Genomic DNA, 20,014 nt, shown 5'->3' on the forward strand with positions numbered 1-20,014 from the left:
ACCGCGCTGCCAATCATCACCCTTCTATACCCCCATAGGGTATCATTCAATCCCCGGAAAATCATCCGGATCTGTCCTGCTTGGCAATCTTTCGCGCTTTGCCGCATCATGCGCCCCATGCCACGAACGCCTGAAGGAACACCGCACATGAAGATAGGGCTCGACGGCGTGGTCGCCGCTGAAACGGTGCTCAGCCATTCCGATGCGCAACTGTCACAGCTGTGGATCCGCGGCCTGCCGCTCGCGGCAGCGGCGCGCGATCTCGGCTACGAGGGAATCGCGGCACTGCTGTGGGGCGGGTTCGGCGACGCAGGGCTGGTGCAGGAGCGCATCGTCGCAGACTTCGGCTCGGCGCGGCAGCGGGCATTCAAGGGTCTCGGGTCGTGGCTGACGAGCATTGCAGGTGCGACGACTGGCGAAGCGACGCGCCGGTGCCTTGCCGCACTGCCGGATGACAGCACGGCGGCGGACATCGTAGGCAGTCTCGCGGTCGGAGTGCCCGCCATCATACGCCACCGGCGCGGCCTCGCGCCCGTGCCGCCCGATCCCGCCCTGTCCACAGCGGCGGATTTTCTGACGATGCTGGCAGGGACGGCCGCTTCGCCCGATCTCGTCGGTGCTCTCAAGACCTACTTCGCCGTGACGGCAGAGAACGGCCTGGGCCCCTCCACCCTCGCCGCACGGATCGTGATCTCGACCGGAGCGACGCTCGCCGCGTCGGTGCTGGCGGCTTATTGCGCCTTCGAAGGTCCTCTGCATGGCGGCGCGCCCGGTCCGGCGCTGGCGATGATCGACGAGGCGCAGGCAAGCGGCGATGTCGAGGCCTGGCTTGCCCGAAAGCTCGCCGCCGGCGAACGGCTGGCCGGATTCGGCAACCGGGCCTTCCCAAACGGCGACCCACGCGCCGCACTGCTGGCCGATGCGGTGCGCCGCATCGGCGGCGACAACGCGCGATTGCGATTTGCCGCCGAGTTCGAGCGCCTGGCACTTGCGGCACTGGCGCGGCAAAGACCGGACAAGACGCTCCAGCCGAATCTCGAGATCTATGCAGCGCTCCTGCTCGAAGCCTGCGGCATTCCGCCTGATGCGTTCACCCCGACCTTTGCCACGGCCCGCGCGGTCGGCTGGCTCGCGCACGCGATGGAGCAGAGGGCCACGGGCCGCATGCTGCGCCCGACCAGCCGCTACATCGGTCCAGCCTTGAAGAGCTAGGGCATCGTCGCGCGAAACATCTCTCGCCTTGCATGACGAACGCGCGAGGCCTTCAGCGCGCGGCGGCACGGGCAAGCTCCTTCGCTGGCACGGACGCCTCAAGCCCAAATCCCTTCACGACGGCGAAGATCGCGGGAATCACGATCAGCGTCAGCAGCGTCGACGAGATCATACCGCCGATCATGGGCACCGCGATGCGCTGCATGATCTCCGAGCCGGTGCCGGTGCTCCACATGATCGGCAACAGCCCGGCCATGATGGCGACCACCGTCATCATCTTCGGCCGGACGCGCTCGACCGCGCCCGCGATGATCGCGCGATGGAGATCGTCACGATCGATCGTGCGTCCCTCGGCAGCGCGACGCGCGGTGATCTCGCCCAGCGCCTGGTTGAGATACATCAGCATCACGACGCCGGTCTCGGCTGCGACGCCGGCGAGCGCGATGAAGCCGACCGCGACCGCAACCGACAGGTTGAAGCCGAGCGCCCACATCAGCCAGAAGCCGCCGACCAGCGCGAACGGCAATGACAGCATCACGATCATCGTCTCCGCCACCGAGCGGAAATTGAGGTAGAGTAGCAGGAAGATGATCGACAGCGTCACCGGCACCACGATCCTGAGCCGCGCCGCGGCGCGTTCGAGATATTCGTACTGCCCGCTCCAGACCACGTAGGTTCCGGGCGGAAACTGCACGCCGGCCTGCACCGCGCGCTGCGCGTCCGCGACATAGCCGCCGAGATCGCGATCGCGGATGTCGACATAGATGTAGGTCGCGAGTTGCCCGTTCTCGGTCCGGATCGTGGTCGGCCCGCGCGCCGGCGCGATGTCGGCGACCTCGCCGAGCGGCACCGCGCCGCCCGCCGGCATCGGCACCAGGATGTCGCTGGCGATCGCGCCCGGATTGTCGCGCAAATCGCGCGGATAGCGCATGTTGACGGTGAAGCGCTGGCGTCCCTCGACCGTCGTCGTCACGCTCTGCCCGCCGAGCGCGGTCGCGATGGTGTCCTGCACGTCCTGCACGGCGATCCCGTAGCGCGACAAGGCCTCACGCTTCGGCGTGATCTCGAGATAATAGCCGCCGAGGCTGCGCTCGGCATAGGCCGACGAGGTGCCGGGCACACCCCTCACCACCTGCTCGACCTGGCGGGCGAGCTTGTCGATCACGGCAAGATCGGGACCGATCACCTTGACGCCGACCGGCGTCCTGATCCCGGTCGAGAGCATGTCGATGCGCGCCTTGATCGGCATGGTCCAGGCGTTGGAGACGCCGGGGAATTGCAGCGCCTTGTCCATCTCGGCGATCAGGCGGTCGAGCGTGAGGCCAGCGCGCCATTGCGCTTTCGGCTTCAGATTGATGATGGTCTCGAACATCTCCGACGGCGCCGGATCGGTTGCGGTCGCGGCGCGGCCGGCCTTGCCGTAGACCGAAGCGACTTCCGGAAAGCTGCGGATGATGCGGTCCTGCATCTGCAACAGCTCGGCCGCCTTGGTCACCGAAATCCCCGGCAGCGTGGTCGGCATATAGAGCAGCGTGCCCTCATTGAGGTCGGGCATGAACTCGGTGCCGAGCTGCCGGGCCGGCCAGATCGAGACGGCGACGGCACCGAGCGCCAGCAGGATCACCAGCGTCTTCGCCCGCAACACGCCGTGGATGACCGGACGGTAGATCCAGATCAGAAAGCGATTGATCGGATTTCTGTGCTCGGGAACGATCCTGCCGCGGACGAAGATCACCATCAGCGCCGGCACCAGCGTCACGGACAACAGCGCCGCCGCCGCCATCGCGAACGTCTTGGTGAACGCAAGCGGCGAGAACAGCCGCCCCTCCTGCGATTCCAGCGTGAAGATCGGCATGAAGGACACGGTGATGATCAGCAGGCTGAAGAACAGCGCCGGCCCCACCTCCGCCGCGGCCTCGATCAGGATCGCGACCCGCGACCTGCCGGGCTCGGCGCGCTCCAGGTGCTTGTGCGCGTTCTCGATCATCACGATCGCCGCATCGATCATGGCGCCGATCGCGATCGCGATGCCGCCGAGGCTCATGATGTTGGAGCCGATGCCGAGCAGCTTCATCGCGCCGAATGCCATCAAGACGCCGACCGGCAGCATCAGGATCGCGACCAGCGCGCTGCGGACATGCAGCAGGAACACGATGCAGACCAGCGCGACCACCACGCTCTCCTCCAGCAACGTCCGCTTCAGCGTGTCGATCGCCGCATAGATCAGATTGGAGCGGTCATAAACCGGCACGATCTCGACCGATTTCGGCAGGCTGGTCGCGATCTCCCTGAAACGTTTCTTGACGCTCTCGATCACGTCGAGCGCGTTGACGCCGAAGCGTTGCAGCACGATGCCGCTCGCGACCTCGCCCTCGCCGTTCAGTTCAGCGATGCCGCGCCGCTCGTCGGGGCCGAGCTCGACGCGGGCGACGTCGCGCAGCAGCACCGGCGTTCCGCTGTCGGTTTTCAGCACGATATTGCCGAGATCGTTGATGTCCTTCAGATAGCCCTTGCCGCGGATGACATATTCGAACTCGGAGAGCTCGACGGTGCGGCCGCCGACATCGGCGTTGCTGGCACGAATCGCGTCGCGCATCCGCTGCATGGTGATGCCGCGATCGCGCATCCGCTGCGGATCGAGGATCACATTGTACTGCTTGACGAAGCCGCCGACGCTGGCGACCTCGGCCACGCCTTCCGCCCTGGCAAGCGCGAATTTCAGGTTCCAGTCCTGGATCGTGCGGGTGTCGGCAAGGTTCAGCTCTTTCGACATCACGGCATACTGGTAGACCCAGCCGACCCCGGTCGCATCGGGCCCGATGGTCGGCGAGACACCGGCCGGCAGCCGCGACGCCGCGCCGTTGAGGAATTCGAGCACCCGCGAGCGCGCCCAGTAGATGTCCGTGCCGTCCTCGAAGATGACATAGACGAAGGAGACGCCGAAGAACGAGAAGCCGCGCACGACCTTCGACTTCGGCACCGTCAGCATCGCCGTGGTCAGGGGATAGGTGACCTGGTCCTCGATCACCTGCGGCGCCTGGCCGGGATATTCGGTGTAGACGATGACCTGGGTGTCGGAGAGATCGGGGATCGCATCGAGCGGCAGATGCAGCAGCGCGTAAAGGCCCGCGGCTGCCGCAAAGCCGGTGCCGAACAGCACCAGCAGCAGGTTGCGCGCCGACCAAGCGATGACACGGGCAATCATCGCCGGTCCCCCGTCTTGTCGCCCTCGCCCGCCGGGGCAGCACCCGCCTCGGCGAAGCCCTTGATCGCCGCCTTCAGGTTGCTTTCGGCATCGATCAGAAACGTCGCTGATGTCACGACCGCATCGCCTTCGGCGATGCCGTCGCGGATTTCGACATAGCCGTCGCCACGCCGCCCGAGCCTGACCTCACGCGGCTCGAACCGCCCGTTGCCGCGGTCGATCAGCACGCTCTGGCGGCTTCCGGTGTCGAGGATGGAATTATCAGCTACCGTAAGTACCGGCGCCGGGCTGCCGGTGTCGATCTCGGCGTCGACATACATGTCCGGCAGCAGCGCGAGGTCGGCATTCTGCAATTCGATCCGCACCCGGGCGGTGCGCGTCTCCTTGTTGACCTGCGGATAGATCACGCTGATCCGGCCGACGAAACTGCGGCCGGGATAGCTGCGCGCCCGCACGGTCACGGTCTGCCCGACCACGATATTGCCGAGATCGCGCTCGGCAACGTCGACCAACGCCCACACGACAGAGACGTCGGCAATCCGAAACAGCACGTCGCCTTGCTGCGCGCGCATGCCCTCGATGGCGGCGCGCTGCAGCACGATGCCGTCGCGCGGCGACAGCCACTGGATCGCGATCGGAACCGTCCGGCTCTTCTCCATCTCGGCGATGACGGGTTCGGGAACGTCGAGATTGGTCAGCCGCTGCTTGGAGCCGCGCCCGTAGGGCTCGACGTTCGCAGTCGCCTTCGACGTGATGGTCGCGACATATTCGGCCGCAGCGGACGATATTGCCGGGCTGTAGATCTCCATCAACGGCTGGCCCTTCGTCACACGGCTGCCGGTCGTGACGTCGGCGACTTTCTGCACATAGCTCTCGGCGCGCATTGCAATCACCGACACCCGCCGTTCGTCGAGCTGGATCGTGCCGGGTGCACGGACCAGCGTGCGGATTCGGCGCATCTGCGCGGGCTCGGACTTGACGCCGCTGCGCTGGATCCTGCCGGGCGACAGCGTGATCGACCCGTCGTCGCTGTCATCGCCGTCATAGACGGCGATGTAATCCATCCCCATGGAGTCCTTCTTCGGCACCGGCGAGGTGTCGGGAAGTCCCATGGGATTGCGATAGTATTTGACCTTGCGCTCGCCTCTCGCGGCAGGCGCGCTCACGTCTGCCGATTGCCCGGGCCCGCCGGCACCGCCCTCGTCATCGGCAAACACCGGCAGATAGTCGCGCCCGTCAGGCGTCTTCTTGGGTGTCGCCGAATAGAGCGACTTGCCGTCGGGATCGCGGTAGTAGAGCGGCGCAGTAGTCTCCGCCGCCCGCGCGAGGGCGACGATCGCAGCGATCGCCGGCCGCGGCGGCAGGTCGCGGCCGATCCATGCGGCGCCTGCCGCTGCGGCGATCGCAGCGGCAGCGCCGGCCCAGGCAAGGCGGCTCATTGCTCGGCCGTGACGACGAGCTTGTTCTCGACCGCGCCGGTCTCGCCCTGCACCTTGGCGCCAAGCGACAATTGCCAGCGGCCGGCCATGCCGAAGGTCGCCTTGAACCGGTAGGTGCCGGGTTCGGTGCCCGGCATCGGCGTCACCTTGGTAGCCATCTCCTGCATGCCGTCGGGTGCCATGTCGAGCCAGGTCGAGAAGATGACCGCGTCGGGCACGGCTTTCCCGCTCGTCTTGTCGACCAGCCGCACCGCGACGATGCGATCGGCACCCGCCTTGACCGTCGGCTGCACCAGCTGGAATTCGTAGTTCTTGATCTCGGCGTGGGCAGACATGCCCATCACGGCAACGCCGATCAGCGCGGCGGCAGTGGCGCGCGCCAGGTGGAAAGACTTCATGGTGATGATCCTCGATACGTCTGATGAACCGCGTGAGCGGCATGCAAAGGCACGCGCGCCATTGGCGCACGCGTCAGCGATCAGGCGCTGGCGCGCCCGTCAGACGGTGGTTCGAGGCGGATGGTCGGGAGGTTTGGCGCCAAGGCCGTCGAGCAGACGGTCGTCATAGGCGGCGATCCGGCTACGCAGCGGATCGCGCTCGACCAGCGACATGGCGCCGGCGGGCACCGGCAGCGAAACGCTCAACATGCAGAGCGCGAGGAACGGACAGTCGTCGCAGCCCTTGCTCTTGCCCGGGTCCGGACAGCACGGCATGTCGTCGGCCATCGCCTGCTCGGACATCGCCTGTCCAGACATGGCTTGGTCGTCCGGCATCGCCTGCATCACAGCGGCCGAGGCATCCGGCATCATCCGGGCAAATGCCGGCGCCACGGGCGCGACCAACAGCCCGGCCGCGACGAGCAACAGAATCGAGAGATTGGCGAGCCGCCTCAGATGCATGCCCGCTTCTCGCACGGATCAACGCACGGCGCAAATCCGTCCGGCTTCACGATCGCGCCAGCACCAGGGGGGAGCCTCTCACTCGCCCCTAGGTCTGCTTCAAGGTCGCCGGATCGACCGGCATCTTGCGCAGCCGTTTGCCGGTCGCCGCGAAGATCGCGTTGCTGATCGCCGGCACGATGCCCGAGGTTCCGGTCTCGCCCATGCCGCCGGGCGGCTCGGTGCTCGGCACGATATGGACCTCGATCGCCGGGGCCTGATCGATGCGCAGCATCTGGTAGCTGTCGAAATTGCTCTGCTCGACGCGGCCGTCCTTGAGCGTGATCTCGCCGTAGAGCGCGGCGGTGACGCCGAAATTGATGCCACTCTGGAGCTGCGCCTGCACCGTGTCGGGATTGACCACGGTGCCGCAATCCATCGCACAGACGACGCGGTGGACACGGACCGAGCCGTCCTTGGCGACCTCGACCTCGGCGACCTGCGCGAGGTAGCTGCCGAACACGAATTGCAGCGACACGCCGCGTCCGCGCCCGGCCGGCAGCTTGCCGCCCCAGCCTGCCTTGGCCGCCGCGAGCTCGAGCGCCGCCTTGGCGCGCGGCGACTTGCCGAGCAGCGCGCGGCGGTAGTCGACCGGATCCTGCTTCGCCGCCGCAGCCAGCTCGTCGACCACGCTTTCGGTGACGAACACGTTGTGCGAGGGCCCGACGCTGCGCCAGAACGCGGTCGGAATGCCCGGCGGTTCGACCCGGACATATTCGACGTGGAAGTTGGGGATGTCATAGACGAGATCGATCGCGCCCTCGGTCGTGTCGGGATCGAGCCCGTTGCGGAACGCCGGCGGCGCCCATCGCGCCAGCACCGACGAGCCGGCGAAGCGGTTGTTCCAGGCGACCGGCTTGCCGGACGCATCGAGGCCGACCGCAATCCGGTCGCACCAGTACGGCCGGTACATGTCGTGCTGGATGTCCTCCTCGCGGGTCCATACCACCTTGACCGGCGCGTCGACCTGCTTGGCGATCTGCACCGCGCGAATGACGCCATCGACCTCGAGCCTGCGGCCGAAGCCGCCGCCGAGCAGATGATTGTGCACCACCACCTTCTCCGGTGGCATGTTCAGCACCTTCGCGGCCACCGCCTGCGCACGCGAGAGCGCCTGGCTGCCGACCCAGATCTCGCAACCGTCGGAACGCACGTGCACGGTGCAGTTCATCGGCTCCATCGTCGCATGGGCGAGGAACGGCAGTTGATAGGTCGCCTCGACTTTCGTCGCCGCGCCCGCCATCGCCTTGTCGGCGTCGCCGATATTTTGCGCGACCGTGCCCGGCTTGGTGGTGGCTGCTTCGAGCTCGCGCGCGATGTCCGATGTGGCGAGCTTGGCGTGAGGGCCCTCGTCCCACTCGATCGTGAGCGCCGCCAGACCCTTCTTCGCCGCCCCCATGTGGTCGGCCACCACCGCGACGGCATCGTCGAGCGTCACGATCTGGCGCACGCCGTTGACGGCTTTTGCCGCCGCATCATCGACGCGTTTCACCCGCCCGCCGAACACCGGCGACTGCGCCAGCGTCGCGACCTTCACCCCGGGCGGCCGCGCGTCGATGCCGTAGACCGCCGTGCCGTTGATCTTGGAGGGCGTATCGAGCCGCTTGGCCGGCGTGCCGATCAGCTTGAACTCGGACGGGCTCTTCAGCGTGACATTCTCCGGCACCGGCATCTGCGCCGCGTCAGTCGCCAGTTCGCCGTAACCCAGCTTGCGTCCCGAGGCTGCATGATGCACCTCGCCGTTCTCGGCGCGGCATGTCCCCGGCTCGACGTTCCAGCGCTTCGCTGCGGCCGCGACCAGCATCGCCTTCGCGGTGGCGCCGGCTTTGCGCATCGGCTGCCAGGCGCCGCGCATTGCGTTCGAATTGCCGGTGGCCTGCACGCCGAGCAGCGGGTTGGCGTAGAGCTTGTCGCTCGGCGGCGCGTGTTCGAGCCGGACCTGCGTCAGGCCGATCTCGAGCTCCTCGGCGATCAGCATCGGGATCGAGGTGTAGGTGCCCTGCCCCATCTCGACATAGGGCATGGTCAGCACCACCTTGCCGTCACCGCCGATCCGGACGAAGGCGTTCGGCGCGAAGCCGTCGGCGGCCGCCGCCTCGCTCTCGCGGCCCGCGAACGGCAAGCTCACGCTGAGCAGCAGACCGCCGCCCGCGATCGCGCCGGCGCGGAGGAAATTGCGCCGCGACAGGTCGGCAGCGCGCTCGGACAGATTGTCGATCAGCGTCATGGCTCAACCTCCCGACTGCGCGGCTTGCTTGATGGCTTCGCGAATGCGCACATAGGTGCCGCAGCGGCAGATATTGCCCGACATCGCTTCATCGATATCGGCATCGGTCGGCTTCGGCTTGCCCGCGAGCAGCGCGGAGGCCGACATGATCTGCCCCGACTGGCAGTAACCGCATTGCGGCACCTCATGCGCGAGCCAGGCATCCTGGATCTTCTTGCCCGCCGGCGTCATGCCGACCGCCTCGATGGTCGTGATCCTGGAGTCGCCGATGCTGTCGATGGTCGTGATGCAGGAGCGCACCGCCGTGTCGTCGAGATGCACCGTGCAGGCGCCGCACAGCGCCATGCCGCAGCCGAACTTGGTGCCGGTCATGCCGAGCACGTCGCGCAGCACCCAGAGCAGCGGCGTGTCGCCGTCGGCGTCGACCGAATGACTGGTCCCGTTGATCGTGATCTGGAAGGGCATCGTGACACTCCTGTCTGGTTCAGGCTCCGGCGGGATTGCGTCCCTCCGGGCGAAATCGGCAGCATTTCGAAGCAATCGGACGGATCATCGCGCCGATTGCTCACTTGTGGTAATAAATATAGTTCCGGCACCCTATAAGTAGCGCCTTGATGCGCAGTGAAACAACCATTGGTTTATAATCATGGATCGACTGACCAGCATGTCCGTGTTCGCCCGCGTCGCCGATCTCGGCTCCTTCACCGCGGCGGCCAAGGAGTTGCGGATGTCGCCGACCATGATCGGCAAGCATATCCGCTTTCTCGAGGACCGGCTCGGCTCGCAATTGATCAACCGGTCGACCCGGCGGCAGGGCCTCACCGAGCTCGGCCGCAGCTATCTCGATCACTGCAAGCAATTGCTTGAACAGGCCGAGGCCGGCGATGCGCTGGTCGAGGAGGCCCTGAGCGCGCCGCGCGGCAAGCTCCGGGTCGCGACCTCGGTCGCCTTCGGGTCGTACAGCCTGGCGCCCGCGCTGGTCCGCTTCATGAAGAAATATCCGGAAGTCTCGGTCGACCTCATCCTCAGCGACAGGATGGTCGATCTGCTCGAGGAAGGGCTGGATGCAGCGATCCGGGTCGGCACGCTGACCGACTCCACCATGATGTCGCGCTCGCTGTCGCCCTATACCGGCGTGGTTTGCGCAGCGCCAAGCTATCTCGCCGAACGCGGCACGCCGACCCATCCGGCGGATCTCGCCCGCCATGAATGCCTGCGCTACCCCGGCTGGTCGGACGGGCAACGATGGACATTCTCGGGGCCGGAGGGCGAAGTGCATGTCGATGTCGCGAGCCGCCTCTTCATCAACAGCGCATTCGGCATCCGTTACGCGGCGCTGGCGGGCGCCGGCATCGTGCTGATGCGCGACGAGCTGCTGGCCGACGATATCGCCGCGGGACGGCTGCAGGTCCTGCTGCCGAACTACACGACGCAGAGCCGCGCGCGCCAGATCCTGTGGCCGAAGCATCGCAAGATGACGCCGAAGCTGCGCGCGCTGATCGACTTCATCGTGGAGACCTACGGCTGAGACAGATCGCCGCGGCCAAACCGCTCAACGCGACTGGCCAAGGTTGTAACGTCGCGACGGAGCGCGTAGGATGAGAACGTGCAATGAGGCCGTCGCGCCGATGCCGGGCGGCTTCCGTTCAAGTGAGGCGCGACATGCTGCCTGCCGAGGTTTGGACGCGCCTTCCCATCTCGAGAATTGAAGATCTGAGCGACGCCGTTCGCGGCGCGGGCCTTGACGCGACCCAGATGTCCAGCAGTCATCTCTCGGGCAGTCTCGTCTTTTCGAGCTCGGACGGCATCGAGTGCGGCAGCGGATTGATCGACGGAGGACAGTGCCGCGCCCACCGGATCGATCGGTGGACGTAACCGAATTCAACAGGAGATACATCGATGCTTGACTTGATGCGTACAACGAGGCTTGCAGCGTCCATCCTCACCGCCTCGATCATTGCGGCGATGCCGGTTGAATCGGCGTCTGCAACGCTGCTCGGCGCGATGCCGATCGGTAATCACGCCGCGCAATCATCCGACGTCGTTGCAGTCCGCGCGGCCGGCCGCCGTGGCGGCGCAGCGGTCGGTCCGCGCGGAGGTGCCGTCGTTCACCGTGGCGGCGCAGCCGTTGGGCCGCGCGGTGGCGCCTATCGCGGCCGCACCGCAGTCGTCGGGCCGCGCGGCAACGTCGCGGTTCGCGGCCGGACGGTGGTGGGAGGCGGCGGATGGGCGCGTCCGGGCCGGTATTACTGGCCGCGGGGCGGCGCAATCGCGGCCGGCGCAGCCATCGGGGTCGTGACGGCGGCAACGGCCGCGGCGTGGGCCGGTGCTGCGCCGGCGCCCGGCATGTGCTGGTACTATACCGATCCGTCCCGCACGCAAGGATTCTGGGACTACTGCCAGTAATCGCCGCAGCGGGCGAGCCGATGCGAAGCCAGCGATGTCTCGCGCCTGCCCTGGCGGAGGCACCACTGGTGTTCCTCGCTACTTCGTGCTTGCGATGATCAGAAGATTATTGAGTACGGGCGTGCAGCAAAACGCCGCCACGATCGCGATATTGTAGGGGTTGTTGCTGCGCCAGAGCAGCCACATCATGAAATAGGTCAAACCGAGCTTCGGGATAAGCCACCACGGGCCGAGCCATGTCTGAGCGACATGCATGAACGGGTTCAACTCGCCGAGGCCGAGATTCAGGATCGTGTTGGTGGTGTAGAGATCGGCGATGCCAAGAAGCAGGACGGACAGCACGAGGAGCGTCTTGGCGAGGTAACGTGGCCCCAGAATAATCTCGTAAGCAAATGCGGCGCCCCCCGGGACGTTTCGCTTGAACCACGACTGCGCGGCGTCATTGGTCGCGAAAATCTTCAGATGCTCCGGCTCGCCAACGGGCTTGCTTGTGTCGGTATAGACCCAGACTTTCATTCGATTGCTCAAATAGCTCTTTTCAAATCACAAAAAAGCATCATCTGCCGAGATGGTCATCTCGGGAGACCAAGGTAGCTCTGCCGTCGCCGTGAGGATGATTCCGGAGAGTGGCGTTGCGTTGGCCTCGAGGTTCCGCTTCAGGGCGGTTCAATCGTTGCGGCGCTTCAGGTCCAAGCGTCCGATGCGTTCATCTATCAGTCGATTTAGTTTCTCGTCCCGCAGTGAATTCTTCCTAAACAGCCCGCCATGCAGCCGATAGGCAAGAAGGAGCAGGACAATAGCAGTGCCCCCGAGATAGTAGGACCAGTCCATTCTTGAACCGCGCCTGGTTGCTGCAACGGGCGAAGCTTAGGGCGAGCCTGTCCTACTTGTCCAACGCTATCCTGTGCGCCGCACCTACCCGGGCCCGAATAGATTGGCCTGATTTATGCTTGGAAATGGCCGCATACGGAGGACGCGCGATGAGGCGGGACCTTTTGGTTATTTGCGGCGGAATGCTGGCCACGGGCGCCATCGCCTGGATCCTGTTGGGCAACCCGACGAGCGGGCCACATATGCACGGGCTCCAGACGATGTCGGCAGACCAAGACTTGAGGCTCGTCTCCCAGCGAAGTCCATATATGCGGGACGAGCGCTAGGGCCGTCCCTGGCGGGAGCCCCGTGAAATTCAATCACTAAGCTGCCCGACGGGGCAAGCCCGCTCGGCGACAATATTCGCTTTTTTCAGAATACTGGCCAGCGACTGTCGCTTCGAATGCGTCCAGTCAGTGGGACTGAGTGTAGGGTGCAGCATTCATCAGCAGCCCCCCAAAAAGCAGGACCAGATAGAGCATCGAAAACACGAACAAGCGACGAGCAGGCCGCCTTTCCTTGTCGTCGCTCCGGCGCAATTGCCATGCGAGAAAAATCATGATCGCTCCCAGAGTCGCCGCGGCCGCACCGTAGGCGGCTCCCGCGAACCCCAGCGCACAAGGCAGCAGTGAGATCGGAACCAAGAGCACGCAATAGAGAAGGATCTGGCGCTTTGTCTCGGTCTTGCCAGCCACGACCGGCAACATCGGCACACCGGCACGGGCATATTCTCCAGCAAGATTGAGCGACAGTGCCCAGAAGTGGGGTGGCGTCCAGAGGAAGATGATCAGAAACAGGATGAGCGGCTCGAGCCCAACATGTCCCGTGACCGCAGCCCAGCCAATCACCGGAGGTAGCGCGCCGGCGGCACCGCCAATAACGATATTCTGCGGCGTTCGGCGTTTGAGCCACATCGTGTAGACGACGACGTAGAAGAAGATAGTGAAAGCAAGCAGCGCAGCAGCGGCCATGTTCAGCAAGGTGCCGAGAGCCAGGACGGCGCACGTGCCGAGCATCAATCCGAAGGCCAATGCTTCCGGGCGCGATACGCGGCCGCTGGGAATTGGACGGATGGCGGTACGCGCCATCACCGCATCGATGTCGGCGTCGTACCACATATTGAGCGCAGCTGCGGCGCCAGCTCCCGCGGCTATGCAGAGAAGAGCAGCGAAACCGGTGAAGGGATCGATGCCGCCTGGTGCGACCATGAGACCGACCAGTGCGGTAAAGACGACCAGCGACATCACGCGCGGTTTCGTCAGTGCGACGTAGTCTCCGATGTTGGCATAGCTCCGGCGAAGAATTGAACGATTGATTTGCACGAGACTAATTCCTCGTCGGTTCGAAAAAACCATCGGCCAAAGGCCTGCATCGCAGGGTTCCGGACGATGTGGCGAGTCCCCCGCCTTCAGGACGCCTTGCCTTGTCCACCATGACCCACGCGGTCATGGCCGTCCCATTCTTAGCTTGCTGACGCGAAGAACATCACCCGAAGCAGATGCGTATAGTCGGATTCGAACATCATGATCCCGACAAAAACCAGCACCAGCACCGGCGGCAACAGGATGGCGTAGGCCAACGCCAACCGCTCCCAGGCCATGTGCATGAATACAGCGACGATCAGGCCGGCCTTCAGCACCATGAACAGCAGGATCAGCGACCATCGCAGGTGGCCGTGGATACCAAAATAGTCGACGAGATAGGAGCAGGTGCTGAGCACGAACAACCATCCCCAGACCACGAGATAGAGCTTGATCGGGTGCTGCTGGCCCTCTGCATGCGCGGCGCCCGATGCCACCGCGCCATGCACATAGCTGTGTAGCGCATGCTGTGCTGCCTGCCCTTCCACATGTACCGCTGCTTCTGTCATGCGCGACCTCACCAGAGATAAAAGAAGGCAAAGATGAACACCCAGACCAGATCGACGAAATGCCAGTACAGGCCCATGATTTCGACGATCTCGTAGTAGCCCTTGCGGCTCGTGAAAAAGCCGCGCCGCTCGACGTCGAAGTCTCCCCGCCAAACCTTTCGCGCGATGGCGATCAGGAAGATCACGCCGATGGTCACGTGGGTGCCGTGGAAGCCGGTGATCATGAAGAAGGAAGCGCCAAATTGCGGTGCGCCCCACGGGTTGCCCCAGGGCCGCACGCCCTCCATGATCAGCTTGGTCCATTCGAAGGCCTGCATTCCGACGAACGTCGCGCCGAATGCCGCGGTGGCCAGCATCAAGGCGGCCGTTTTGACGCGATCCCGGCGGTAACCGAAGTTGACGGCCATCGCCATCGTCCCGCTGCTGCTGATCAGGATGAAGGTCATGATCGCGATCAGGATGAGCGGGATGTGCTGGCCGCCGATATTGAGCGCGAATACTTCGCTGGGGTTGGGCCACGGCACGGTCGTCGACATTCGCGCCGTCATGTACGACAGCAGGAAGCAGCTGAAGATGAAGGTGTCGCTCAGAAGGAAGATCCACATCATGGCCTTCCCCCAGGACACGTTCTTGAACGCGCGCTGGTCCGAGGCCCAGTCGGCGGCGATGCCGCGCAATCCGGGTATCGTTCCGGGCAGCGCCTTGGGGGTTGCGAGTGTGGTTTCTGTCATCGCTTCCTGCCTCGCTAGGTGAGCAACTGGCGACAGATGTCGACGAAATTGTCGGTCCAGCCCGTCAGCAGACCGAGCAGGACCAGCCACACTAGCAACAGGAAATGCCAGTAGATGGTACAAAGCTCGACGCTCAGGCGCATCTGCGTCATCGGCGCGCCGCGCCACAGTTTTACGGTCGCTCTGCCGAGCGCCACCAGGCCGCCGGTCACGTGCAGCCCGTGGAGCGCGGTGATCAGATAGAAGAAGGAATTGGCCGGATTCGACGCCATGACATAGCCGGCGATGTTGAGCTGCTGCCACACCACGAGCTGCCCGATCAGGAACATCACGGCCGATGCACCGCCGGCCAACAGACCCGCGATCAGGCCCTCACGGTCGTCGCGGCGCGCGGCCATCAGCGCCCATTGCAGCGCCACGCTGCTGATGACGAGGACGCCGGTGTTGAACCACACCAGCCTCGGCAGCGGCAGCTCGCGCCAGTCCACCATGGTGGTGCGCATCGAGTAGGCGCTGATCAGGAGCGCGAACAGCGAGCCGACCACCGCGAGAAAAACACCGAGGCCGATTTTCGCCGCCGGCACTGAAGAGCCGAGATCGCCGCGAAGATCGACGGCAATGCCCTGCTCCAGCCACGGCTTGGCGGCCAGCCGTTGCTGCGAGAGCCACCATCCCGCGATCGCTGCAATCGTAGCAATGAACAGGACGATGGCACTCACGGATGGGCTCCCTGGGCCAGCACCTTGGCCGGCGGTTCATTCTGCGGGATGAAGTCTCTCGCGGAACCGGGCACGCTGTAATCATAGGCCCAGCGATAGACGACGGGGAGCTCCTTGCTCCAGTTGCCGTGCCCCGGCGGGGTCTCCGGCGTCTGCCATTCCAGCGAGGTGGCACCCCAGGGATTGCCGCCCGCCTCTCTTCCCTTGAACAGGCTCCAGACCAGATTGAACAGGAAGACGAGCTGGGCGAAGCCGACAATCAGCGCCGCCACGCTCATGAACGCATTGAGGTCATGGGCGGATGCCGGGACGAACGAGGTCTCGCCGATGTCGTGATAGCGGCGTGGCATCCCGAGCAGGCCGAGATAGTGCATCGGGAAGAACACCGCATAGGCCCCGATGAACGTCACCCAGAAGTGGAAGCGTCCGAGCGCATCATTGAGCATCCGCCCGGTGACCTTCGGATACCAATGATAGATCCCGCCGAACACGGCCATGATCGGCGCAATCCCCATCACCATGTGGAAGTGCGCGACGACGAACATCGTATCGGACAGCGGAACGTCGACGACAACGTTGCCGAGGAACAGCCCCGTCAGGCCGCCATTGACGAAGGTGACGATGAAACCGAGCGCAAACAGCATCGGCACCGTGAGATGGATGTCGCCGCGCCAAAGCGTCAGCACCCAGTTGTAGACCTTGATCGCGGTCGGGATCGCGATGATGAGCGTCGTGGTGGCGAAGAAGAACCCGAAATACGGGTGCATGCCGCTGACATACATGTGGTGCGCCCACACAACGAAGCTCAGCGCCCCGATCGCCACGATCGCCCAGACCATCATGCGATAGCCGAAGATGTTCTTGCGCGCGTGCGTACTGATCAGATCCGAGATGATGCCGAACGCCGGCAGCGCGACGATGTAGACCTCGGGATGGCCGAAGAACCAGAACAAATGCTGGAACAGGATCGGGCTGCCGCCGCCATACTTGGTCAGCTGGCCCATCTCGACCAGTGTCGGCATGAAGAAACTGGTTCCAAGGAGGCGGTCCAGCAACAGCATCACCGAGGCCACGAACAGCGCCGGGAACGCCAGCAGCGCCATCACGGTGGCGGTGAAGATGCCCCACACCGTCAAAGGCATGCGCATCAAGGTCATGCCGCGGGTGCGGGCCTGCAGCACCGTCACCACGTAATTGAGCCCGCCCATCGTGAAGCCGATGATGAACAGGATCAGCGATGCCAGCATGAGAACGATGCCCCAGTCCTGTCCGGGGGTACCGGAGAGAATCGCCTGGGGTGGATAAAGCGTCCAGCCGGCGCCGGTCGGCCCGCCCGGCACGAAGAACGTCGCGGCCAGCACCAGCACCGCGAGCAGGTAGACCCAATAGCTCAGCATGTTCACGTAGGGGAAGACCATGTCCCGCGCGCCGACCATCAGCGGGATGAGGTAGTTGCCGAAGCCGCCGAGGAACAACGCCGTGAGCAGGTAGATCACCATGATCATGCCGTGCATGGTGATGAACTGAAGGTACTGGTTGGCATCGATAAAGGAGAATGTGCCGGGAAATCCCAGTTGCAGCCGCATCATCCACGACAGCACCAGCGCAACCATTCCGATCGACATCGCCGTGATCGAGTACTGGACGGCGATAACCTTGGCGTCTTGCGAAAAGACGTACCGCGTCCACCAGCTGTGCGGATGATAGAGCTCGACCTCACCTACTTCGGCGGGCGGGATGCCTGCGACCTGATCAAACGGGATATCGACCATCGGAATACCCTCCTTGGTCTTCCGCTCAGCGACGAGTTCACTTCATATCCGGCCGAACATCCGGCCGATCCTCGTCGGCATGTTCATTCGCTGCCAGTCTTGTACGCGGCCTTCGCGACGTTGCGCTGGCCGGACAAGGCGGCGAACGTGTGCTGCTTGTCCAGCCACGCGTGATATTCCTTCTCTTCTTCCACGACGACCTTGCTGCGCATCTGTGCGTGCGCGGCACCGCAAAGCTCCGCGCAGAGGACGTCGAAGGTTCCGGTCCGGGTCGGCGTGAGCCAGTAGTAGGTCACCGAGCCAGGGATCATATCCATCTTCGCCCGGAACTCGGGCACGTAGAAATCATGCAGGACGTCGATCGAGCGGAGCAGCACCTTCACCGGCTTCCCGACCGGCAGATGCAAATCCTCGTTTTGCACGACGATGTCGTCCTGCCCGTTCGGATCGTTAGGATTCAACCCCAGAGGATTCTCGGAACTGATCAGGCGCGCGTCTGACGTGCCGAGCCGGCCGTCCTTTCCCGGAAGCCGATAACTCCACATCCACTGTTGTCCAACGACCTCGACGTCGGTCGCGTCGGCGGGAACGGTGACGAACTGGTGCCAGACGATGAGGCCCGGCGCCAGCATGGCGACGACGCCGATCGCGGTGCCGATGCTGAGCCACCATTCGAGCTTCTTGTTCTCGGGATTGTAGTGGGCGCGCCGTCCCTCGGTGTGGTGAAAGCGCAGGACGCAATAGGCCATGAACACGATCACCGCGCAGAACACCGCTCCGGTGATCCAGAATGTCAGGTTGATCGTGTGGTCGATATAGCTCCAGTTCGAGGCAATCGGGGTCCACCACCAGGGGCTGTAGAGGTGGAACAGCACCGAGGCGACGGCAACCAGGAGCAGTAAAATCGCTACAGCCATCCCTCATTCCTCCTTGCCATCGAAGGCTGCGGAGACGAACGAAAGGGCGGAGCTCACGTCAGAGGGATGGTCTCACGTTCACCATCACCGTGGCTTTTGCCTCGCCCATTCTGCCGGTCGCGATGCTGGGACATGACAAAAACTCAACGTCACGGCCGCAACCTCATCGGAGCTGGGGGCGTCAAGCATCAACATGGTACCCATCGAGCCAGACGTCAATAGAGGAGTCATGCCCGCCGCTGTCCGGCGCGTGTTGGCGGGAATGCATTGGATGCCGCGAACACTGATCGGCCCTCCCCAATCGCATGGTGCATCGCAAGACCTCGTTTGTGCATCTGCACAATTCTCCCGACCGCATTCGCCACCTTGCTTCTGCCGCGCATCGGACTAGTTTTACTTGACCGGTTGCGACAGACGTCGTCCGGCAAGCTCCTTCTGGTTGAATCTGATTTGCCGGACTCAGTCGCGATTTTCGCGCATGAGGCGGATGTGCGTGTGTTGATGGCGCTCCGTTCCCCTGCGGCCACAAGCAAGGAGACCGGAACCATGACCACGGTGTTCGCACGACCCAAGCTGCAATTGTTTGGCGTCTCTACCGCCTTCGTCGTTCGCAAGATCAGCCTTTCCGACCTGGGCGACGCGTTGCGCCTCGGCTGGGAAGACTTCAAGGCCATCCCGACCCACGCAATCGTCCTGTGCGTGATGTATCCCGTGCTCGGACTTGTCCTGTTCAGACTTGTGCTTGGCTATTCGGTGCTGCCGCTGCTGTTTCCGCTCGCCGCCGGCTTCGCCCTGATCGGTCCTTTCGCCGGGCTCGGCCTCTACGAACTGAGCCGACGGCGCGAACGCGGAGAGGAGCCAGGAGCCTGGGATGCAATGCAGGTGCTGCGCGCGCCGTCGTTCGGCGCCATGTTCGAGCTTGGCGTTCTTCTGTTCGTTCTGTTCGGGGTCTGGATCGCCACCGCGGACGCGATCTACATCATGACATTCGGCTATGCGCCGGCTGCGAGCATCCCTGATTTCGCAAAGCGCGTGTTGACGACGCCCGAAGGCTGGTCGCTCATCATCGTCGGATGCGGCGTCGGCTTCCTTTTCGCCTTGGTTGCCCTATGCGTCAGCGTCGTGTCATTTCCACTGATGCTCGACCGTCACGCGACCGCGATCGATGCGATCCGCACCTCGATACGGGCCGTGATGATGAATCCAATTGAGATGGCCGCGTGGGGATTGATCGTTGCGGTATTGCTGGCGGTGGGCTCACTGCCATTCTTCGTCGGTCTCTGCGTCGCTCTGCCGGTGCTTGGTCATGCGACCTGGCATCTTTACAGGAAGGTGGTCGAGCCTGACCGGAATCCTCCGCAAGAAGAGCCCCGCCCGCCGATCGGTCACCGCTACGCGGCCGATTTCCCGGCCTCCCTCTTCCCGTGGAGCCGTGAGCGCTAAGCGTTTTCGCGCGAAGCATGTCGCTGTCGTTCCGGCCTGGTGCGCAATTGCGCACGGGGGCCGGGATGACGAAGGTGGATGTCGGCCGTGTCACACTATCGATGTCGTCCTGGCGAAAGCCAGGACCCATTACCCCAAGCGGAATTTGTTGCGCGACGCCGGGGCCGCGATCCCGTTCACAATCGAATTTGGTGGTTATAGGTCCTGGCCTTCGCCAGGACGACGACCGTATTTGCAGCGACGGCGCAACCCACACCGCCACATC

At 64.2% G+C, this 20,014-nt stretch carries 18 protein-coding genes; 5 read left to right on the forward strand and 13 right to left on the reverse strand.

The features are described from left to right. Positions 1-147: 147 nt before the first annotated feature. Positions 148-1,212, forward strand: coding sequence for a citrate/2-methylcitrate synthase (locus I6F38_RS10300; RefSeq protein WP_225160221.1), 1,065 nt, complete (start codon positions 148-150; stop codon positions 1,210-1,212). A gap of 52 nt (positions 1,213-1,264) precedes the next feature. Here the strand turns inward: I6F38_RS10300 and I6F38_RS10305 are convergent, their stop codons facing one another. From I6F38_RS10305 to I6F38_RS10330, 6 genes are all read right to left on the reverse strand, one after another. Further along, positions 1,265-4,417, reverse strand: a complete 3,153-nt coding sequence (locus tag I6F38_RS10305; RefSeq protein WP_225160222.1) for a CusA/CzcA family heavy metal efflux RND transporter — start codon at positions 4,415-4,417, stop codon at positions 1,265-1,267. Next, positions 4,414-5,856: an efflux RND transporter periplasmic adaptor subunit gene (locus I6F38_RS10310; RefSeq protein WP_225160223.1), complete on the reverse strand. Its 1,443-nt coding sequence runs from the start codon at positions 5,854-5,856 to the stop codon at positions 4,414-4,416. Before I6F38_RS10310 ends, I6F38_RS10305 begins: the two co-directional genes overlap by 4 nt. Further along, positions 5,853-6,254, reverse strand: a complete 402-nt coding sequence (locus I6F38_RS10315; RefSeq protein WP_225160224.1) for a FixH family protein — start codon at positions 6,252-6,254, stop codon at positions 5,853-5,855. The genes I6F38_RS10310 and I6F38_RS10315 overlap by 4 nt, the downstream gene beginning before the upstream one ends. Before the next feature lie 99 nt (positions 6,255-6,353). Continuing rightward, positions 6,354-6,755 carry a hypothetical protein gene (locus tag I6F38_RS10320; RefSeq protein WP_225160225.1) on the reverse strand — a complete coding sequence of 134 codons (402 nt, stop codon included), beginning with the start codon at positions 6,753-6,755 and terminating at the stop codon, positions 6,354-6,356. Between the two features lie 88 nt (positions 6,756-6,843). After that, positions 6,844-9,021 (reverse strand): xanthine dehydrogenase family protein molybdopterin-binding subunit, encoded by a 2,178-nt coding sequence (locus I6F38_RS10325; protein WP_225160226.1) that lies wholly within the window; start codon positions 9,019-9,021, stop codon positions 6,844-6,846. A gap of 3 nt (positions 9,022-9,024) precedes the next feature. Further along, entirely contained in the window at positions 9,025-9,486 is a 462-nt protein-coding gene (locus tag I6F38_RS10330; protein ID WP_057019645.1) for a (2Fe-2S)-binding protein, read from the reverse strand. A gap of 181 nt (positions 9,487-9,667) precedes the next feature. On the opposite strand from I6F38_RS10330, the gene I6F38_RS10335 reads away from it, so the two are divergent. The 3 genes from I6F38_RS10335 to I6F38_RS10345 all read left to right on the forward strand — a co-directional run bounded on the left by I6F38_RS10335 (position 9,668) and on the right by I6F38_RS10345 (position 11,427). Further along, a complete protein-coding gene (locus tag I6F38_RS10335) occupies positions 9,668-10,549 on the forward strand; it encodes a LysR substrate-binding domain-containing protein (RefSeq protein WP_057019646.1) in 882 nt (293 codons plus the stop codon). Between the two features lie 134 nt (positions 10,550-10,683). Continuing rightward, positions 10,684-10,896: a hypothetical protein gene (locus tag I6F38_RS10340; RefSeq protein ID WP_225160227.1), complete on the forward strand. Its 213-nt coding sequence runs from the start codon at positions 10,684-10,686 to the stop codon at positions 10,894-10,896. Between the two features lie 24 nt (positions 10,897-10,920). Beyond that, positions 10,921-11,427, forward strand: coding sequence for a hypothetical protein (locus tag I6F38_RS10345; RefSeq protein ID WP_225160228.1), 507 nt, complete (start codon positions 10,921-10,923; stop codon positions 11,425-11,427). A 78-nt stretch (positions 11,428-11,505) separates the two neighbouring features. Here I6F38_RS10345 and I6F38_RS10350 read toward each other — a convergent pair whose 3' ends face one another. The 7 genes from I6F38_RS10350 to I6F38_RS10380 all read right to left on the reverse strand — a co-directional run bounded on the left by I6F38_RS10350 (position 11,506) and on the right by I6F38_RS10380 (position 18,306). Continuing rightward, positions 11,506-11,943, reverse strand: coding sequence for a DUF5658 family protein (locus I6F38_RS10350; protein ID WP_225160229.1), 438 nt, complete (start codon positions 11,941-11,943; stop codon positions 11,506-11,508). 767 nt (positions 11,944-12,710) lie between these two features. Then, positions 12,711-13,619 carry a heme o synthase gene (locus I6F38_RS10355; protein WP_225160230.1) on the reverse strand — a complete coding sequence of 303 codons (909 nt, stop codon included), beginning with the start codon at positions 13,617-13,619 and terminating at the stop codon, positions 12,711-12,713. A gap of 140 nt (positions 13,620-13,759) precedes the next feature. Further along, on the reverse strand, positions 13,760-14,167 hold the full coding sequence (locus I6F38_RS10360) for a cytochrome C oxidase subunit IV family protein (protein WP_050384760.1): 408 nt from the start codon (positions 14,165-14,167) through the stop codon (positions 13,760-13,762). Between the two features lie 8 nt (positions 14,168-14,175). Then, positions 14,176-14,898: a heme-copper oxidase subunit III family protein gene (locus I6F38_RS10365; protein WP_057019651.1), complete on the reverse strand. Its 723-nt coding sequence runs from the start codon at positions 14,896-14,898 to the stop codon at positions 14,176-14,178. Positions 14,899-14,912: 14 nt separating this feature from the next. Further along, a complete protein-coding gene (locus I6F38_RS10370) occupies positions 14,913-15,617 on the reverse strand; it encodes a cytochrome c oxidase subunit 3 (protein WP_225160231.1) in 705 nt (234 codons plus the stop codon). After that, positions 15,614-17,389: a cytochrome c oxidase subunit I gene (gene ctaD / locus I6F38_RS10375; RefSeq protein ID WP_225160232.1), complete on the reverse strand. Its 1,776-nt coding sequence runs from the start codon at positions 17,387-17,389 to the stop codon at positions 15,614-15,616. The genes I6F38_RS10370 and ctaD overlap by 4 nt, the downstream gene beginning before the upstream one ends. An 83-nt stretch (positions 17,390-17,472) precedes the next feature. After that, a complete protein-coding gene (locus I6F38_RS10380) occupies positions 17,473-18,306 on the reverse strand; it encodes a cytochrome c oxidase subunit II (protein WP_225160233.1) in 834 nt (277 codons plus the stop codon). Between the two features lie 546 nt (positions 18,307-18,852). Here I6F38_RS10380 and I6F38_RS10385 point away from each other — a divergent pair. Then, entirely contained in the window at positions 18,853-19,749 is an 897-nt protein-coding gene (locus tag I6F38_RS10385; RefSeq protein ID WP_225160234.1) for a DUF2189 domain-containing protein, read from the forward strand. The last annotated feature ends 265 nt before the right edge of the window (positions 19,750-20,014 follow it).

Origin of the sequence: Bradyrhizobium sp. BRP56 (assembly GCF_020194035.1) — a bacterium.
GTDB classification, from domain to species: Bacteria; Pseudomonadota; Alphaproteobacteria; order Rhizobiales; family Xanthobacteraceae; genus Bradyrhizobium; species Bradyrhizobium australafricanum.